16 protein-coding genes are annotated in these 18,062 nt (G+C 73.2%); 12 read left to right on the top strand and 4 right to left on the bottom strand.

The window, feature by feature from the left end:
• The first annotated feature begins 100 nt into the window (after nt 1-100).
• The 6 genes from ndk (at nt 101) to ACWED2_RS06295 (ending at nt 7,294) form a co-directional block, all read left to right on the top strand.
• On the top strand, nt 101-511 hold the full coding sequence (ndk, locus tag ACWED2_RS06320; protein ID WP_206793083.1) for a nucleoside-diphosphate kinase: 411 nt from the start codon (nt 101-103) through the stop codon (nt 509-511).
• A gap of 52 nt (nt 512-563) precedes the next feature.
• Complete coding sequence (locus ACWED2_RS06315) at nt 564-1,277, top strand: maleylpyruvate isomerase family mycothiol-dependent enzyme (RefSeq protein ID WP_449689383.1); 714 nt, start codon at nt 564-566, stop codon at nt 1,275-1,277.
• A gap of 105 nt (nt 1,278-1,382) precedes the next feature.
• Nucleotides 1,383-4,682, top strand: coding sequence for a phosphodiester glycosidase family protein (locus ACWED2_RS06310; protein WP_449689382.1), 3,300 nt, complete (start codon nt 1,383-1,385; stop codon nt 4,680-4,682).
• 30 nt (nt 4,683-4,712) lie between these two features.
• Complete coding sequence (locus ACWED2_RS06305; protein ID WP_449689381.1) at nt 4,713-5,669, top strand: ABC transporter ATP-binding protein; 957 nt, start codon at nt 4,713-4,715, stop codon at nt 5,667-5,669.
• On the top strand, nt 5,669-6,472 hold the full coding sequence (locus ACWED2_RS06300) for an ABC transporter permease (protein ID WP_449689380.1): 804 nt from the start codon (nt 5,669-5,671) through the stop codon (nt 6,470-6,472). Before ACWED2_RS06305 ends, ACWED2_RS06300 begins: the two co-directional genes overlap by 1 nt.
• The gene (locus ACWED2_RS06295; protein ID WP_449689379.1) at nt 6,473-7,294 is read left to right on the top strand and encodes an ABC transporter permease; all 822 of its coding nucleotides are present in this window, start codon (nt 6,473-6,475) and stop codon (nt 7,292-7,294) included.
• Nucleotides 7,295-7,594: 300 nt separating this feature from the next.
• Here the strand turns inward: ACWED2_RS06295 and ACWED2_RS06290 are convergent, their stop codons facing one another.
• On the bottom strand, nt 7,595-9,037 hold the full coding sequence (locus tag ACWED2_RS06290) for a S8 family peptidase (RefSeq protein WP_449689378.1): 1,443 nt from the start codon (nt 9,035-9,037) through the stop codon (nt 7,595-7,597).
• A gap of 549 nt (nt 9,038-9,586) precedes the next feature.
• On the opposite strand from ACWED2_RS06290, the gene ACWED2_RS06285 reads away from it, so the two are divergent.
• The 5 genes from ACWED2_RS06285 (at nt 9,587) to proB (ending at nt 16,006) form a co-directional block, all read left to right on the top strand.
• On the top strand, nt 9,587-12,559 hold the full coding sequence (locus ACWED2_RS06285) for a translation initiation factor IF-2 N-terminal domain-containing protein (RefSeq protein WP_449689377.1): 2,973 nt from the start codon (nt 9,587-9,589) through the stop codon (nt 12,557-12,559).
• Nucleotides 12,560-12,724: 165 nt separating this feature from the next.
• The gene (gene rplU / locus ACWED2_RS06280) at nt 12,725-13,039 is read left to right on the top strand and encodes a 50S ribosomal protein L21 (protein ID WP_043777828.1); all 315 of its coding nucleotides are present in this window, start codon (nt 12,725-12,727) and stop codon (nt 13,037-13,039) included.
• Nucleotides 13,040-13,077: 38 nt separating this feature from the next.
• Nucleotides 13,078-13,335 carry a 50S ribosomal protein L27 gene (gene rpmA / locus ACWED2_RS06275; RefSeq protein WP_086846674.1) on the top strand — a complete coding sequence of 86 codons (258 nt, stop codon included), beginning with the start codon at nt 13,078-13,080 and terminating at the stop codon, nt 13,333-13,335.
• Between the two features lie 107 nt (nt 13,336-13,442).
• Nucleotides 13,443-14,900: a GTPase ObgE gene (gene obgE / locus ACWED2_RS06270; RefSeq protein ID WP_449689376.1), complete on the top strand. Its 1,458-nt coding sequence runs from the start codon at nt 13,443-13,445 to the stop codon at nt 14,898-14,900.
• On the top strand, nt 14,897-16,006 hold the full coding sequence (gene proB, locus ACWED2_RS06265; protein WP_449689375.1) for a glutamate 5-kinase: 1,110 nt from the start codon (nt 14,897-14,899) through the stop codon (nt 16,004-16,006). Before obgE ends, proB begins: the two co-directional genes overlap by 4 nt.
• Nucleotides 16,007-16,047: 41 nt before the next feature.
• Here proB and ACWED2_RS06260 read toward each other — a convergent pair whose 3' ends face one another.
• On the bottom strand, nt 16,048-16,761 hold the full coding sequence (locus ACWED2_RS06260; RefSeq protein WP_449689374.1) for an SDR family oxidoreductase: 714 nt from the start codon (nt 16,759-16,761) through the stop codon (nt 16,048-16,050).
• 61 nt (nt 16,762-16,822) lie between these two features.
• Here ACWED2_RS06260 and ACWED2_RS06255 point away from each other — a divergent pair, with 61 nt between their 5' ends.
• Nucleotides 16,823-17,422, top strand: a complete 600-nt coding sequence (locus ACWED2_RS06255) for a TetR/AcrR family transcriptional regulator (protein WP_449689373.1) — start codon at nt 16,823-16,825, stop codon at nt 17,420-17,422.
• On the opposite strand, the gene ACWED2_RS06250 is transcribed toward ACWED2_RS06255, so the two are convergent.
• Nucleotides 17,392-17,676 carry a putative quinol monooxygenase gene (locus ACWED2_RS06250; RefSeq protein ID WP_449689372.1) on the bottom strand — a complete coding sequence of 95 codons (285 nt, stop codon included), beginning with the start codon at nt 17,674-17,676 and terminating at the stop codon, nt 17,392-17,394. The two genes, ACWED2_RS06255 and ACWED2_RS06250, sit on opposite strands and share 31 nt — an antisense overlap.
• Nucleotides 17,673-18,059 (bottom strand): PPOX class F420-dependent oxidoreductase, encoded by a 387-nt coding sequence (locus tag ACWED2_RS06245; protein ID WP_449689371.1) that lies wholly within the window; start codon nt 18,057-18,059, stop codon nt 17,673-17,675. The genes ACWED2_RS06250 and ACWED2_RS06245 overlap by 4 nt, the downstream gene beginning before the upstream one ends.
• Nucleotides 18,060-18,062 lie beyond the last annotated feature (3 nt).

The raw sequence follows: 18,062 nt of genomic DNA, 5'->3' as shown, positions 1-18,062 counted from the left end.
CGCACCGAAACCCACCGCACCAAGGAGATCCGGGGCTTCGCCCCGAGCCGGGGCGCCGCCACCCGGACCCCGAGAAACCGCACTAAGGAGAAACACCGTCGTGACTGAACGCACGCTGGTCCTGGTCAAGCCCGATGGCGTCGCGCGCGGCCTCGTCGGCGAAGTCATCTCGCGGATCGAGCGTAAGGGCCTCAAGCTCGCCGCGCTCGAGCTGCGGACCGTTCCGCAGGCGCTGGCCGAGGAGCACTACGCCGAGCACAAGGAGCGTCCGTTCTTCGGCGACCTGCTGGAGTTCATCACCTCGGGCCCGCTGGTCGCGCTCGCCGTCGAGGGCCCGCGCGCCATCGCCGCGTTCCGCCAGCTGGCCGGCGGCACCGACCCGGTCGAGAAGGCCACCCCGGGCACCATCCGCGGCGACTTCGCGCTGGAGACCCAGTACAACCTGGTCCACGGCTCGGACTCGCCGGAGTCGGCCGAGCGCGAGCTGAAGCTCTGGTTCCCCGACCTGTGATCGGCGCCGGGGCCGCGCACCGCGCGCGGCCCCGGTTCTCCCGGGAGACCCCATGACGACGACGCCGTTCCCGGCCCGCGACTACCTGCCCGTGCTGCGCGAGCTGACCAGTGCCTTCGCCGGGCGGCTGCGCGACGGCGACCCGGCGGCGAAGGTGCCGGACTGCGCGGGCTGGACGCTGGCCGACCTCGGCACCCACCTCGGCAACGTGCACCGCTGGGCCGCCACTGTCGTCACCACCGGCGAATCCCACCCGCAGGACTTCGAGCGCCGCCCGGACGCCGAGCTGGCCCCCTGGTACGCCGAGAGCGCCGGAATCCTGCTCGACGCCCTCGACGCGGCCACTCCCGAAGACCGGTGCTGGCACTTCGGCGGTACCGAGAAGACCAAGGCGTTCTGGTTCCGCCGCCAGGTCCACGAAACCGCCGTCCACCTCGCCGATTCGGGCAGCGACCACGCGCTCGACCCGGCCGTCGCCGCGGACGGCGTCGACGAGGTCCTCGGCGCGATGCTGCCGCGGGTGACGCGCTGGCACGCCGTGCCGCGGCTGCCCGGGCCCGTCACCCTGCGCGCCACCGACACCGGTGACGTCTGGACCGTGCACCCCGGCGAGCCGCCCGCGCTCGGCCCGGCCGTTCCCGGCGGAGCGACCGTCGAGGCGCCCGCGCGCGATCTCCTGCTGCGCCTGTGGAAGCGCACCGGGCCGGACCCGCGCGTCACCGGCGAAGCCGCGGAGGCGCTCCTCGCCGCACCGCTGACCCCGTGAGGGTGTTCTAGACCATTCAGGCGGCGTTCACCGGGAAGCCTTCCCCCGGCCGTGCCGCTGCGCTGTGCTGGTCGGGATCGCTCTCACTCGATACTGGGGTACCTGGTGAAGAAGTCACGCGTTGCGCTGCCGCTCGTTGCCCTGTTCGCGACGGCGTTCGTCGTCCCCGCCCACGCCGATCCCTTGCAGGCGCCGCTCGGCACGCCGCCGGTCGAGGCCGCACCCGCGGCATCTTCGGCGCACGAAGGCCCGAGCGCCTTCGCCGGCGCGAACCCCGACGACGGCCTGGTCACCGGCAGCGCGACCACCGAGGTCGCGCCCGGACTGAGCCTCACCCAGTTCGACCGGTTCGACCCGGCCGGCTGGATCCGCGGCGACACCCTCGCCGTCGACCTGGACAGCAAGGTGCTCGAGCCGGCCTACCTGAGCCCCGGGACGGTCTCCGCGCGCACGCCGCTGTCACAGCAGGTCGCGCGGGCAGGCGCGGTGGCCGGCGTCAACGGCGACTTCTTCGACATCAACGCCACCGGCGCGCCGATCGGCGTCGGCATCGACCTGGGGCAGCTGCAGACCGCGCCCGCCGCCGGGCACAACCTGACCGCGTCGATCACCGACGAAGGCCGGGCGGCGCTGGCTTCGGTGTTCCTCGAAGCCGGCGTGACGCTGCCCGGCGGCGCGGTGCGGGCGACCAACTTCAACAGCCCGGTCCTGGGCGCGGACGCGATCGGCGTCTACACGCCGCTGTGGGGCGCAGCCGGGCGCGCGACCTCGGTGGCGGGCGCGTCCCGGGTGCGGGAAGTCGAACTCCGCGATGGGGTGGTCACCGCCGTGCGCGAGCAGCCCGCGGCCGGCCCGATCGCGGCGGGCACGACACTGCTCCTGGCCCGCGAAGCCGGCGCGGACGCCCTGGCCGCGCTCAAGCCGGGGGACGCGGTCGGCGTCACCTACGCACCGCGTTCGGACGCCGGGAAGATCGCGGTCGCCGTGGGCGGCAACGAAGTTCTCCTCCGCGACGGCGTCGTCCAGCCGGTCGACGACGTCGCCATGCACCCGCGGACCGCGGTCGGCTTCTCCGCCGACGGCCGGAAGCTGTGGCTGGCCACCGTGGACGGACGGCAGGCCGACAGCCGCGGGATGACCGAGCTCGAACTCGCGCGGCACCTGAAGAGCCTCGGCGCCGACGACGCCGTCAACCTCGACGGCGGCGGGTCGTCGACGCTCCTGGCGCGCAATGAGGGCGAAGCCGCGCCCAGCGTCCGGAACTCGCCGTCCGACGGCGGGGAACGCCTGGTGCCCAACGGGATCGGCTTCACGACCGTGCCCGGCAGCGGCCGGCTCACCGGCTTCGCGCCGGCACCCGCCGTGGCGGCGGACGGCGCGGACCGCGTGCTGTCCGGCCTGACCCGGCACCTGGTCGCCGACGGCCACGACGAAACCGGTGCGGCGGTGGCCGCCGAGCCGCGCTGGAGCACGTCGGACTTCCGCCGGGCGACGGTGACCCGCGGGGTCGTCACCGGGCACGGCGCGGGCAGCGTCGACGTCGTCGCGCGGTCCGGCCGGGCCACCGGGAAGACGACGCTTTCCGTGCTGGGCGAGCCGGTCCGGCTCGGCACGAGCACTGAGCAGGTCGCGTTGTCGGCCGTGGGCGCGCGAAGCACGTTCAAGGTCTACGGCTACGACGCCGACGGCTACGGCACCTGGCTGGAGCCCGACGACGTCAAGCTCGACTACGACCACTCGGTCGTGCGGGTCGAGCCGTCCGGCGACGGTTACGCGGTCACCGCGCTGACCGCGTCCGGCGCGACGGCGATCACCGCGTCGGCAGCGGGTTTCACCACGCACCTGGCCGCGTCGGTCGGGACGGTCGCGCAGGTGGCGTCGCCCTTGGACGGTCCGGCGGGCTGGGCGGCCACGGTGTTCCCGGCGGTCGTCGGGGCGGCGCTGTCGGCGGCACCTGGCCACGACGGGGGCGCCGGGCTCGCGCTGGACTACCGGCTGACCGGCACGACCGCGACGCGCGCGGCCTACGTGACACCGTCTTCGCCGCTTCCGGTGCCGCCGGGGACGCAGAAGATCGGGCTGTGGGTGAACGGCGACGGCAAGGGCGCCTGGCTGCGGGCGGAACTGCGCGACGCCGCGAACGTGGCGTCCATTGTGGACCTTTCGCTGAGCGTGGACTGGACGGGCTGGCGGTACGTCACGGCGGCGGTCCCGGCCGGGCTGCCCGCGGGACAGCGCCTGGCCCGCTTCTACGCCGTCGAAAACGTGCCGGACCAGCAGTACGAGGGCCGGCTGGTGTTCGACGACCTGACCTTCGAGGTGGCGCCGGCGACGGCCGTGCCCGCCGATCCCGCTCCGCGCGACCCGGCGCTGGTCACGGACGGCGTCCTGACCGGCGGCCTGCGGGTCGCGGTGGTCAGCGACGCCCAGTTCACCGCGGACGACCCGGCGGGGCCGCTGGTCGCCCAGGCCCGCCGGGCGCTGCGCGAAGCCGTTGCCGCGAAACCGGACGTGGTGCTGATCAACGGCGACTTCGTCGACCGCGGCACCGCGCCCGACTTCGTGCTGGCCCGGCAGGTGATCACCGACGAGCTCGACGGCAAGGTGCCCTGGTACTACGTCCCGGGCAACCACGAGGCCGAAGGCGGCAACGGCCTCGCGAACTTCCAGGCCGTCTTCGGCGTGACCCACCAGGTCGCCGACGTCCGCGGCATCCGGCTGGTGCTGCTCGATTCTTCGCGCGGCTCGCTGCGGGCCGGCGGCTTCGACCAGGTCCGGATGCTGCGGTCGGCGCTCGACTCCGCGGCGCGCGACCGGTCGGTCCGCGGGGTCGTCGTCGCCATGCACCACCCGGTGAAGGACCCGAGCCCGACCGGGAATTCGCAGCTGGGCGACCGGAAGGAAGCGGCACTGCTGACGCAGTGGCTCACCGGGTTCGAGCAGGCGTCCGGCAAACCGGCGGCCGCGGTGGCTTCGCACGCCGGCGTGTTTTCGCTGTCTCGGGTCGACGGCGTGCCGTACCTGGTCAACGGCAACTCGGGCAAGGCGCCCGCGGCCGCGCCGGGCGACGGCGGGTTCGTCGGCTGGACGCTGCTGCGCCTCGACCCGGCCGACCGCGTCCAGCCGGTGCGGTTCGAGACGCGCCCGAACGTCGACGCGCTGTCGCTGACCGGGCCGTCGTCGATGGCGCCCGGGGAGCGCGCTTCGGTGCGTGCTTCGGTGCGGCAGGGGACGCGGGAGGTGCCGGTGGCCTACCCGGTGAGCGCGGACTGGACGGTCGGCCGGGGCGTCGTCGCGTTCGACCCCGCTTCGGGTGTCCTGACGGCGGTGCGGCCGGGGGCGGCGCGGCTGTCCGTGCAGGTCAACGGCGTCACGCAGACGCTGGTGGTGACCGTCCGCGGCTAAACCGCTCGGTTTTTGTCGGTGGTGGGTCCTATGGTGCGAAGCGTGGACGATTCGGAGGACCGGGAACCGGCACTGGTGCAGGCCAAGGCACTGGTGAAGCGCTTCGGCGAGTTCGAGGCCGTGCGCGGGATCGACGTCGAGGTACGGCGCGGGGAGGCGTTCGGCTTCCTCGGCCCGAACGGCGCGGGCAAGTCGTCGACCATGCGCATGATCGCGTGCGTGTCGCCCCGCACCGACGGCGACCTCCGCGTGCTCGGGCTGGACCCGGAGGCCGCCGGGCCGCGGATCCGCGCGCGGCTGGGCGTGGTGCCGCAGCAGGACAACCTGGACGTCGAGCTGACGGTCCGGGAAAACCTGCTGGTCTACGGCCGCTACTTCGGCCTCTCGCGCGCGGCGGCGCGGAGCAAGGCGTCGGAACTGCTGGAGTTCGCGCAGCTCACGGACCGGGCCGGCGAGAAGGTCGACCCGCTCTCCGGCGGCATGAAGCGGCGGCTGACGATCGCGCGGTCCCTGGTCAACGACCCGGAGCTGCTGCTGCTCGACGAGCCGACGACGGGCCTCGACCCGCAGGCGAGGCACCTGCTGTGGGACCGCCTGTTCCGGCTCAAGGCCCAGGGCACGACGCTGATCGTCACGACGCACTACATGGACGAGGCCGAGCAGCTGTGCGACAGGCTGGTGGTGATGGACCACGGCCGGATCGCGGCCGAGGGCTCGCCGGCCGACCTGATCCGGCGGTATTCGACGCGCGAGGTGGTCGAGCTGCGGTTCGCGCCGGGGGAGCAGGTCGCGGCGGCGCAGCAGGTGGCGGGGCTGGTGGAACGCATCGAGGTGCTGCCGGACCGGCTCCTGCTGTACAGCGACGACGGCGAGGACACCCTGGAACGCGCGCATTCCCGCGGGGTGCGGCCGCTGTCGAGCCTGGTGCGCCGGAGCTCGCTGGAGGACGTGTTCCTCCGGCTCACCGGCCGGACGTTGGTGGATTGATGGCGACGATCTCGACCGGCCGGGTGGTCGGCAAGTGGCACGGCGCCTGGCTGCTGGTCGAGGGGCGCTGGACCTGGTACCGCAGGCACTGGGTGTCCACTCTGTACTCGACCGGGCTGCAACCGGTGCTGTTCCTCGCCGCGATGGGGCTCGGCTTCGGCTCCCAGGTGCGGCCCGGCACGGTCACCGGCGGCCTGTCGTACCTCCAGTACATCGCGCCCGCGCTGCTGGCCGCCGGGGCCGCGCAGCAGGCGTTCGGCGAGTCGAGCTACCCGGTGCTGTCCGGGTTCAAGTGGCAGAAGGAGTACCTGGCCGTCACGGCCACGCCGGTTTCGCCGGGCCAGGTGTTCGGCGGGCACCTCATCTGGTCGGCCCTGCGGCTGACGCTGGCGGGCGCGATCTACGCGTTCGTCGCGCTGTTCTTCGGCGCCTGGACCGGGCCGGGCGTGCTGCTGGTGATCCTGGCCGGCACCGCCACCGGCCTCGCCTGCACCACGCCGATGTCCGCCCTCGCCGCGCGGACATTCGACGAGGGCCAGCGCTTCGGGCTGATCTTCCGGTTCGTCGTGATGCCGATGACGTTGTTCTCCGGCACGTTCTTCCCGATCACCCAGCTCCCGGCCGCGATCCGCTGGCTGGCCTGGCTCTCGCCGCTGTGGCACGGCACGCAGCTGGCCCGCGGCGTGAGCATCGGCGGGGTCGGCGGCTGGGCGATGCTCGGCCACCTCGCCGTGCTGGCGGCGTTGTTCGCGGCCGGGTGGGTGTTCGCGCACCGGGCCTTCTACCGGAGGCTGGTGGTCTGAATGACGAGCGTCGAAGCCCGCACCGGGCTGCTGCTGCGCATCCTCCCGCCGGGGCTGTACGCCGGCCGGGCCCGCATGCTCGTCGAACGCTCGGTGATGGTGTCCCGCGCGAGCTGGCTGCTGTTCCTGTCCGGCGCGCTCGAGCCGTTCCTCTACCTGCTGGCGTTCCAGCTGGGGTTCGGCAAGCTGGTCACCGAGGTGACCGGCCCCGGCGGGCAGCCGATGAGCTACGTCGCGTTCGTGGCGCCGGCCCTGCTGGCGACGTCGGCGATGAACGGCGCCGTGTTCGAATCGACGTACAACCTGTTCTTCAAGCTCCGCTACGCGAAGCTGTACGACGCGATGCTGGCGACCCCGATCGGCCCGCTGGACGTGGCACTGGGCGAGATCGGCTGGGCGATGACCCGCGGCGGCATCTACGCGGTGGCGTTCCTCGCGATCGCGGCGGCGATGGGGCTGCTGGCCTCGTGGTGGGCGCTGCTGATGGTCCCGGCGGCGCTGCTGGTCGGGCTGGCGTTCTCGGCGATCGGCATGGCACTGGTGACGTTCCTGCGGTCGACGGCCCAGTTCGACTACATCCAGCTGGTCCTGACCCCCATGTTCCTCTTCGCGACGACGTTCTACCCGCTGTCGGTGTACCCGGAGCCGCTGCAGTGGCTGGTCCGCTGCCTCCCGCTCTACCACGCGATCGAGCTGATGCGCGGCCTGGCGACCGGCCTGCTGTCCGGCGGAATGCTGATCAACCTGGGCTACTTGCTGGTCCTGGCCGCGGCCGGCCTGTGGGCCTCCACCCGCCGGATCGCCAAGCTCCTCCTGACGTGATGCCCGCCCAATCACGCGAGATGCCCGCCTGATCACGCGAGATCCGCTTCCAATCACGCGAGGTCCGCCCTCGATCACGCGAGATCCGGCTCCGCGGACGGCGGCGGGGCCCGCCGGACCGGGCACGGCCGCTTAGGCCGCCGGACCGGGTCGTGGGGCCGGATGGGGTTGCGGCCGGAGGCGGGCAGACCGCGCCAGGGCCGACCCGGCACCCGCGCCGAGGCACCCGGAGCCTGCGTGCCGCGGGCGCTGCTCGGCTCGATGGCGGCCGAGCCGACGCGTGAGCCGAGCCGCGCCGGGTCAGCGGGCCAGGTCGGGCTGCCCGCCCGGCACCGAGCCCGCCACCGCGGCAGCCGCCGGCCCCGCGGCCGGCGCCGGGACGTGCACCATCCCGTGCCCGTAGAACCCGTTGTACCCCTCGTACCCGGCGCAGTACGCGTCCTGGAGCCCGTCCCCGGTCAGGTCGTAGTCCGCCGGGCACGGCATCGGCATCGCCTGCGCCTCCAACGTCCGCCGCAGCTGCCGCGGCCGGGCGTCCGGGGCCGCCGACGCCAGCAGCGCCAGCACGCCGGTGGCGTGCGGTGCCGCCATCGACGTCCCGCACATCGGCGCGTACCCGCCCGGCACCGTCGACAGCACGCACTCGCCCGCCTCGCCGCCGGGCGCCGTGACGTCGATCACGCCCAGCCCGTACGAGCTGTACCCCGCCTTCACCCGGTCCGCGCCGACGGCCGACACCGCGACGACGTCCCGCAGCCCGGCCGGCAGGGCCTCGCACCCGCTGCCCGCGCCCCGCGCCCCCGAACGCGCCGAGGGCGTCAGGTCCACGGCCTCGTTGGTCGCCGCCGCCACGTTCAACGTCCCCGCCGACGTGCTGAACTCCACCGCGCGGGCCAGCGCCTCGTGCACCACCCCGCGGTCGTTGCCGCGGATGCACGACAGCGTCCACGGGTTGACGAAGAAACTGCTGTTGGTCACCCGCATGTGCCGCGCGGCCGCCCACATCAGGCCGCACACCGCGGCCTCCGGGTCGGCGTAGCCGCGGTCGTCGATCACCTTCACCGACGCCACCCGCACCCCGGGCGCCACCCCCGTCACCCCGCGCCCGTCGCCGGCCGCCGCGATGATCCCCGCCACGTGCGTGCCGTGCACCGACGTCGTCGGCACCCACGCCGACGGCGACCGGTCGGGGGCGCCGGTCAGGCAGCCGGCGGAGTCGTCGCGGTCGACGGCGCCGCTCAGGTCCGGGTGGTCCGGGTCGATGCCCGAGTCGAGCACGCCGACGACGACGTCCCGGGAGCCGCGCAGCCGGCCCGCGTCGATCATCCGCATGTCCCACTGCTGCCCGCTCAGGTCTTCGGTGGGGACGCGAGCCGGGTCCGTCGCGGGCAGCGCGGCCCGCGCCGGCTGCGGCTTGACCTCGGCGGCGCGCTGCGCGGCCAGCCGCTCGGCCTGCGCGCTGAACGCCCGGTCGAGCCCGATCCGCCCGCCGAACTCCGGGTCGCCCGAGGTGGCGACCGCGACGGCGATCTGCGGGTAGTAGACGGTGGTGCCCCCGCACGCGCCGTCGATCTCCGCCCGGGCCGCGGCCTCGGTGGTGCCGCGGTCGAAGGTGACGACGTACCGGAGGGCCCGGCCGTGGGCGCAGGCGGAGTCGGCCGCCGCCGGACCGGCGGTGACGCATCCCGAAAGCACCAGGACGGTGCACACGGCCGCTCGCAGCGACCGCGCCAGCAGGGACACCGGACCTCCCACCGGATGCAGGAACCGCGGGGGCCGGCGCGCGAGATCCCGGTCACCCCGAGCCGCACCGTAGCCACCCCGTGCCCGGCGGACAAGCGCTGCGGCGAAGTTCCCCCGGCCGTGGGGCGGCCGGGGCCGGTACGGCGCGCCCGGGTGCCTGCGGGAGGTACCGAGTACACCGGAGTGGTCACCCGGTGTGGGATACTCGGGGTGGCCGCTGGGCCGCGGGGCGCACGTGAGAGGTGCTGCCTGCGGCGTTGTGGCCCGGTGATGTGCGTGAACTCCCGCGACGCGCGTCGCCGCCCGTGAACCGGGCGGCTGGACGACGTGGTGGGCGGCCGGGGGCCGCGAGTGCCTCACGCACGCACGCCGCCGAGCAGACCTTTGACCGGGTTGCGCGTCACCGGAGAGCCGGTGCGACGTCCGGTTGTCGGGCAAGGATTCCCGCCGCTGGTGACCACCACGGCGGAACGAACAGAAAGGGGCCCCTGCGCGGCCGCGTCCCTGCCGGTGCGAACCGGCAGACGCGCCCGGGGGCGGAGGAGACACATGTCGAACGCGGAAACACCCGCCGAGCACACCGGCGGGAATCCCGCCACACCCACGGGCGGCCCGCTGGCCGACCTGCCGCCCCGGATCCGGGTGCACGCGCTGGCCAAGCTGCTGGAGTCGCACAGCCGGGACGTCCTCGCGAAGCTCGCCGAGCTGGGCGAAAGCGTGCGCAGCGCGCAGTCGAGCGTGACCAGGGACGTGGCGCTCAAGGTGGCCGAGGCCTTCGCGCCGGCCGAGCCCGCCGGTGAGACCGCCGGTGAGACCGAGGACACCCCGGCCGAGCAGCCCGCCGAGACCCGCCCGCCGGTGCCCGAGGTGCCGGTCGCCGAGGCCGAGAAGCCGCGGCCGCGCCAGAAGACCCGCGCGCACCTGCCGGTGTTCGCCGCGCCGTCGCCGGTCTTCCTGCCGCCGGAGCCCGCCGAGCCCGCGGCCAAGCCGGCCCGCAAGCCGGCCGACCCGTTCGCGGAGCCGCCGTCGCGCCCCGAGCCCGAGGTCGCCGAAGACGAGGCCGAAGACACCACGCCGGGCACCGACGCCGGTGCCGACGAAGACGGTGACGACGTCGGCAGCCGCCGTCGCCGCCGCCGGGGCCGTCGCGGCCGTGGCCGTGGCAAGGGCGCCGAGGGCGGCGACGAAACCGCCGAAACCGAGGACGACCAGGCCGAAGAGCAGCCGCGCCGCAAGGGCCGCAACGGCGACGAAAAGCCCGAAGCGGACACCGAAGAGGCCGAGGAGACGGCCGAATCGTCTGAATCGTCTTCGGAGGCCGAGAGTGACGCCGACGAGGGCGAAGGCGGCAGCCGCCGTCGCCGCCGTCGCCGTCGCCGCAAGGGCTCGGACGGCGAAGACACCGCCGAGAGCACCGACGACCCGCCCAACACCGTCACGCACGTCCGCCAGGCGAAGGCCGAACAGCCCGAGCGCCCGGCGCGCGACGAGGTGCGCAGCGTCCGCGGTTCCACCCGGCTGGAGGCCAAGCGCCAGCGCCGCCGCGACGGCCGCGAGGCGGGCCGCCGCCGCGCCCCGATCCTGTCCGAGGCCGAGTTCCTGGCCCGGCGCGAGTCGGTCGAGCGCACCATGGTCGTCGCCGAGCACGGCGACTCCACCCAGATCGCGGTGCTGGAGGACGGCGTCCTCGTCGAGCACTTCGTGACGCAGTCGGGCTCCGGCTCGATCGTCGGCAACGTCTACCTCGGCCGCGTCCAGAACGTGCTGCCGAGCATGGAGGCCGCGTTCATCGACATCGGCCGCGGCCGCAACGCCGTGCTCTACGCCGGCGAGGTCGACTGGGACGCCGCCGGCCTGGAGGGCAAGGCCCGCAAGATCGAGCAGGCGCTCTCCACCGGCGACTCCGTGCTGGTCCAGGTGACCAAGGACCCGGTCGGGCACAAGGGCGCCCGGCTGACCACGCAGATCTCGCTGCCCGGCCGCTTCCTGGTGTACGTCCCCGCGGGCGGCGCCACCGGCATCTCCCGCAAGCTGCCGGAGAACGAGCGCCGCCGCCTGAAGGACATCCTCAAGCGGATCGTCCCGGAGGACGCGGGCGTCATCATCCGCACCGCTTCCGAGGGCATCGGCGAGGAGGAGCTGGGCCGCGACGTCGACCGCCTGAAGGCGCAGTGGGACGTCATCAAGGAGAAGGCCGCCGCCGGTTCCGCCAAGAAGGGCGGCGCGCCGACCATGCTCTACGAAGAGCCGGACCTGCTGGTCAAGGTCGTGCGTGACCTCTTCACCGAGGACTTCACCAAGCTGGAGATCCAGGGCGACCGGTCCTGGGAGACGATCAACGGCTACGTCAGCCACGTCGCGCCGGAGCTCACCGAGCGCCTCAAGCGCTACACCGGCACCGGCAGCGCCTTCGCCGACCACCGGATCGACGAGCAGATCACCAAGGCCCTCGACCGGAAGGTCTGGCTGCCGAGCGGCGGTTACCTGGTCATCGACCGCACCGAGGCGATGACGGTGATCGACGTCAACACCGGCAAGTTCACCGGATCGGGTGGCAACCTCGAGGAGACGGTGACCCGCAACAACCTGGAGTCGGCGGAGGAGATCGTCCGCCAGCTCCGGCTGCGGGACATCGGCGGCATCATCGTGATCGACTTCATCGACATGGTGCTCGAGTCCAACCGCGAGCTGGTGCTGCGCCGGCTCACCGAGTGCCTCGGCCGGGACCGCACCCGCCACCAGGTCGCCGAAGTCACCTCCCTCGGCCTGGTGCAGATGACCCGCAAGAAGATCGGCACGGGCCTGCTGGAAGCGTTCTCGACGCCGTGCGAGCACTGCAAGGGCCGGGGCGTGCTCGTCTCGACCGAGGTGCAGCGCACGAGTGGCGGCTCTTCGCCGTCCCACGGCGGCGGCAACGGCAACAGCGGTGGTAACGGCGGCGGGGAGAAGAGCTCCCGCCGGTCGCGGGGCCGCGGCAAGGGCGAGGAGGCCGCCAAGGAACAGGCCGAAGCCGCCAAGGCCGAGGTCCACGCGGTCCCGCCGCCCGAGAAGCGCGAGTCGATCGCGTCCGCGGTGGCGGCGATGGCGAACGCCTCGAAGGCCGCCAAGGAGCACGACCACGGCGCGCTGAACGGCAACGGGCCCGCCAGGGAGGTCGCGGACGTCCCGGCGACCACGGAGGCCGACGAGACGCCGGTGGCGGCCGAGCCGCCCGCCGAGTCCGCCCAGGAGGTCGCCGGCACCCCGGTGACCACCGAGGCGGACGAGACGCCGGTGCCGCAGGACGAGGAACCCGAGGTCGAGCGGTCCCCGGCGCCCGAGCCCGTCGAGGAGCCGGTCACCGCGGCCGTCTCGTCTGCGGAGACTGTGGAGTCTGTGGAGTCTTCGGAGGCCGCCGAGCCGGTCGCCGAGCCCGAGGTCGACGTGCCCGAACCGGCGGTGCGCTCCACCCGGCGCCGTCCGCGCCGGGCGGCGTCGCGGCCGGCGGGCCCGCCGGTGCACGCCTCCGACCAGAGCAAGTGAACAACTAGGGGGACCCCGGTGCCAACGCACCGGGGCACCCCACGTAACCTGTAGTACGGCCTGCCACCAGAGCAGGTCGCCTGCGCGAGTCCAGGACCGCCGTTCCACAAGGTGGGCCGATCGCGCGGAGCCCCCACCCATTGTCGAGTAATGCAGGAGACTTCCGTGTCGGCGTACGCGATCGTCAAGACCGGCGGCAAGCAGTACAAGGTGGCCGTCGGCGACGTGGTCGAGGTCGAGAAGCTCGAGGGCAAGCCGGGCACCGAGCACATCCTCCCCGCCGTTCTGTACGTCGACGGTGGCGAGGTCACCACGGACGCCGACGCGTTGGCGAAGGTCTCGGTCACCGGCAAGGTCGTCGAGCAGACCAAGGGTCCGAAGATCCGGATCCACAAGTTCAAGAACAAGACGGGCTACCACAAGCGCCAGGGTCACCGGCAGAAGCTGACCCGCGTCGAGGTCACCGCCATCTCCCTGTAAGGGTTTCTCCGGATCTTCGTTAGAAAGAGGACTGAGCTATGGCTCACAAGAAGGGTGCGTCCAGCTCCCGCAACGGTCGTGACTCGAACGCGCAGCGCCTCGGCGTCAAGCGCTTCGGCGGCCAGGAAGTCAACGCCGGCGAGATCCTGATCCGCCAGCGCGGCACCAAGTTCCACCCCGGCGTGAACGTCGGCCGTGGCGGCGACGACACGCTGTTCGCCCTGGCCGCCGGTGCGGTCCAGTTCGGCGAGAAGCGTGGCCGCAAGACGGTCAACATCGTGCCGTCGGAAGCCTGAGTCTTCGGCTTCTGTCTAGACCTCTGACGAGGGGTGGGGCCGGAATATCCGGTGCCACCCCTCGTTTTGTTTTTTGTACCCCTGTTCGCGAGTGAAAGAGGCAAGTCATGGCGTCCCGGTTCGTGGACCGCGCGGTCATCCACCTGACCGCCGGTGACGGGGGCAACGGCTGCGCCTCGGTGCACCGCGAGAAGTTCAAGCCCCTCGGCGGCCCCGACGGCGGCAACGGCGGCAACGGCGGCGACGTCCTGCTGGTCGTCGACCCGAACGTGCACACCCTGCTCGACTTCCACTTCCGCCCGCACGCCAAGGCCGGCAACGGCAAGATGGGCCAGGGCAGCAACCGCGCCGGCGCGGCAGGGGAGACGCTGGTGATGAAGGTGCCGTCCGGCACCGTCGTGTTCACCGAAGACGGCGAGATGGTCGCCGACCTGATCGGCCCGGGCACCACGTTCGTCGCCGCCCAGGGCGGCCGCGGCGGGCTCGGCAACGCCGCGCTGGCGTCGAAGGCCCGCAAGGCCCCCGGGTTCGCCCTGCTGGGCGAGCCGGGTGAGGCCCGCAGCCTGACCCTGGAGCTGCGCTCGGTCGCCGACGTCGGCCTGCTCGGGTTCCCGTCCGCCGGCAAGTCGTCGCTGATCTCGGTGCTGTCGGCGGCCAAGCCGAAGATCGCCGACTACCCGTTCACCACGCTGGTGCCGAACCTCGGCGTCATCACCGGCGGCGACACGGTGTTCACGATGGCCGACGTGCCCGGCCTCATCCCCGGCGCGTCCGAGGGCAAGGGCCTGGGCCTCGACTTCCTCCGCCACATCGAGCGCTGCGCGGTGCTGGTGCACGTCGTCGACTGCGCGACGCTGGAGCCCGGCCGCGACCCGCTGTCCGATGTGGACGCTCTGGAGACGGAGCTCGCCAAGTACACGCCGAGTCTCGGCGGAAAGCTCGAAGAACGTCCGCGCGTGGTCGTGCTGAACAAGATCGACGTCCCGGAGGCGGCCGAGCTCGCCGAGTTCGTCCGCCCCGACTTCGAGGCTCGCGGCCTGCAGGTCTTCGAGGTTTCGACGGCTTCGCGCAAGGGTTTGCGCGAGCTGACGTTCGCGTTGGCCGCCATCGTCGAGAAGTACCGCGAGGCGCAGCCGGTGCTGGAGCCGGAGAAGATCGTCCTGCGGCCGCTGGCCGTCGACGACTCCGGTTTCACCGTCGAGGTCGACCCGGAGGAAGAGGGCGCGTTCATCATCCGCGGCGCGCGTCCGGAGCGCTGGATCCGCCAGACCGACTTCGGCAACGACGAGGCCGTCGGCTACCTCGCCGACCGGCTCAACCGCCTCGGCGTCGAAGACGAGCTGGCGAAGCTCGGCGCGAAGCCGGGCAGCCCGGTCACCATCGGCGACGTGCAGTTCGAGTGGGAGCCGTCGACGCCTTCGGTGGCGGTCCACCTGTCCGGGCGCGGCACCGACGTCCGGCTGGAGCGCACCGACCGGGTCGGCGCGGCCGAGCGCAAGGAGGCCCGCCGGATCCGCCGCGACGGCACCGGCGAGGACGAAGACGAGCTGGACCTCGACGCGTGAGCGGCACTCGCGAGGCGATCGCTGCGGCTCGCCGGTTGGTGGTCAAGGTCGGCTCGTCGGCGCTGACGACGGCGGGCAGCGGGCTCGACGTGGCCCGCTTGGACGCGCTGGTCGACGCGATCGCCGAGCGCGTCGCCCGGGAGACCCAGATCGTCCTGGTGTCCTCGGGTGCGATCGGCGCCGGGCTGGCCCCGCTCTCGCTGGGCAAGCGCCCGCGTGACCTGGCGACCCAGCAGGCGGCGGCGAGCGTCGGGCAGCTGGCGCTGGCCCACGCGTACGCCGAGTCGTTCGGCCGGTACTCGCTGACGGTCGGTCAGGTGCTGCTGACGTCCGACGACGTCGTCCGCCGGTCGCACTACCGCAACGCCCAGCGGACGTTTTCGCGCTTGCTGGCGTTGGGCGCGGTCCCGGTGGTCAACGAGAACGACACGGTGGCGACCGAGGAAATCCGCTTCGGCGACAACGACCGCCTGGCGGCCCTGGTGGCGCACCTGATCGGCGCGGACGCGCTGGTCCTGCTGTCCGATGTGGACGGCCTGTACGACGGCGACCCCCGCGGCGGCGCGACCCGCAAGCTGACGGAGGTCCTGTCGGAGTCCGATGTGGACGGGATCTCGGTCGGCATGTCCAGCTCCGGCCTGGGAACGGGCGGCATGGTGTCCAAGCTGGCGGCCGCCCGCACGGCGGCCGGAGCGGGCATCCCGGTGCTGCTGGCGGCGGCTTCGGAAGCCTCGGCGGCGCTGACCTCGGCTTCCCCGGGCACGGCGTTCGCCCCGGCGGACACCCGCCTGTCCGCCCGTCGCTTCTGGCTGGGGTACGCGGCGGACACCACGGGCAGGCTCCGCCTCGACGACGGCGCGGTGACCGCGGTGGTCCGCCGCCGCCGGTCCCTCCTGGCCGCGGGCATCACCGGCGTGGACGGCGAGTTCCAGGCCGGCGACGTGGTCGACCTGGTCGACGCGAAGGACCGCCCGGTGGCCCGCGGAGTGGTGGCGTTCGACGCGACCGAGCTCCCGGACCTGATCGGCCGCTCAACCCCCGAGCTCCCGGAGGAGCAGCGGAGAGAGGTCGTCCACGCCGACGACCTCGTCCCCCTCCGCCGCTGACCCACGCCCCAGGTCGCACTTTCACGTGAAAGTGCGACCTCTCAGCCCAGTGAGACCAGGCGGGCGCCGCCGTCGGCTTCCAGGACCGTGCCGGTCAGGTTCCGGTTCGTCGCCGCCAGCGTCACCACTTCCGCCACGTCGTCCGCGGTCGCGACCCGGCGGGCCGGGATCGAAGCCGCCGCCTGCGCGAAGAACCCCTCCCGCATCTCCGCCGGGAAGCCGCTCCACCACGCCGTGTCGACCACGCCCGGCGACACCGCGTTCACCCGCCGCGGCGCCAGCTCCACCGCCAGGGGTTTGACCAGCGCTTCGACCGCCGCGTTGATGGCGCCGATCCCGGCCGTGCCGGCCATCGCCGCCCGGGCCGTGATCGCGCTGAGCAGCGTGATCGACCCGTCCGCGGCCAGGTGCGGCAGCACGGCCTGGATCGTCGTCAGGTGTGCCCAGAACTTCGCGTCGAACGCCCGCCGCAGCATCGCGAGGTCCAGCGCCTCGATCGGCCCCATCCCTTCGGCGCCGGACAGGCTCACCACCAGCACGTCGACCGTCCCGAGCGACTCGGCCAGCGAGGCCATCGCCCCGGCATCTCCGCCGTCGGCCTGGTGCCCGGTCAGCTCCGGGTCGCTCGCCGCGACGTCGTCGAGGCGCTCCTTGCCGCGTCCGGTGACGTGGACGTCGTATCCCCGCTGCTGCAGCCGCCGCGCGGTCGCCAGGCCGATGCCCGAAGTGCCGCCGGCCACGAGAGCGATGCTCATGCTTGTTCCTCATTTCGAACCGGTACGTCTCGTTTCGAAATAGACGCTACCATCGGATCCCATGACCGACCAGTCCCGCCCCGGCCGCAAGCGCAGTGAGCAGAGCCGGCTGGCGATCCTTGCCGCGACGCTCGACCTGGTCGCGGAGTCCGGCTACGGCGCGCTGACCGTCGAAGGGATCGCCGCGCGCTCGGGCGTCGGCAAGCAGACGATCTACCGCTGGTGGCCTTCGAAGGCCGACGTCCTGCTCGACGCGCTCGCGACGAAGGCCGACCTGCAGATCCCGATCCCCGACGCGGGCTCGTTCGGCGCCGACCTCGGGCACTTCCTGGGCAGCACGTTCGAGCTGGGGGAGAACAACCAGGTCGCGGACACGCTCCGGGCGCTGATGGCCCAAGCCCAGATCGACCCGGAGTTCGGCAACCGCTTCCGCGAGGACTTCCTGTACCGCCGCCGCGAAGCGCTGGGCACGATCGTCGACCGCGCCCGCGAGCGCGGCGAACTGCCCGCCGGCGTCGCGCCCGGCACGGTCATCGACGTCGTCTTCGGCACGCTCTGGTACCGGCTCCTCGCGACGCGGGAGCCGATCGGCCGCGGCCTGGCCGGCGAACTGGTGACGCTACTGGCGGGTCACGGCGCCTCGACCGCCGAGATCCGGTAGCGCGCCACCGACGCGTCGAGGATCCGCGCGGCCTGCTCACCCGACGGCCCGGACCCGCGGAACCGCTCGAGGTCCGCATCGGACTCCCAGCGCTCGTACACCGTGATCCGGCCGGCGTCGAGCAGGTCGGCGCCCAGCGCGTACTCCAGGCAGCCGGGCGCCTCCCGCGCGAGCCGGACGGCTTCGGCGCAGCTGTCGAGGTAAGCGGCCCGGTCTTCGGGCGCCACGGCTAGCCAGCCGGCGACGATGATCACGACGTGATCCGGTCCGCTTTGATCGTGAGCAGCAACCGCGTCTGGTCGCGGCCGCCCCACCACGGGTACGGGCCGCCGAGGTAGCGCTGCGCAAGCTCCTCGATGTGCTCGGCCGCGCCGTCCTCGGTCACGTCGAGAACCCGTCCGCGGATCGCGTAGTAGCGCGACGGCCGGTCGCGGTCGGCGACGTTGAGCGCCACTCGCGGGTCACGCGCGATGTTGCGCTGCTTCTGGTGGCCCAGCACCGTGTTGACGAGGATGTGCGTGCCGTCGGTGTCCACCCACGTCTGGGTGAGCTGCGGCGAACCGTCCGGCATCACCGTCGACAGGAAGCACAGGCTGGGCTCGCGCAGCAGAGCGAGCAGGTCGCCGGGCAGTTCCACAGT

The sequence above is a fragment of the Amycolatopsis sp. NPDC005003 genome, from assembly GCF_053600695.1.
Note: the sequence above shows the minus strand (reverse complement) of the source record. Positions and strands in the feature narration are given on the sequence as shown.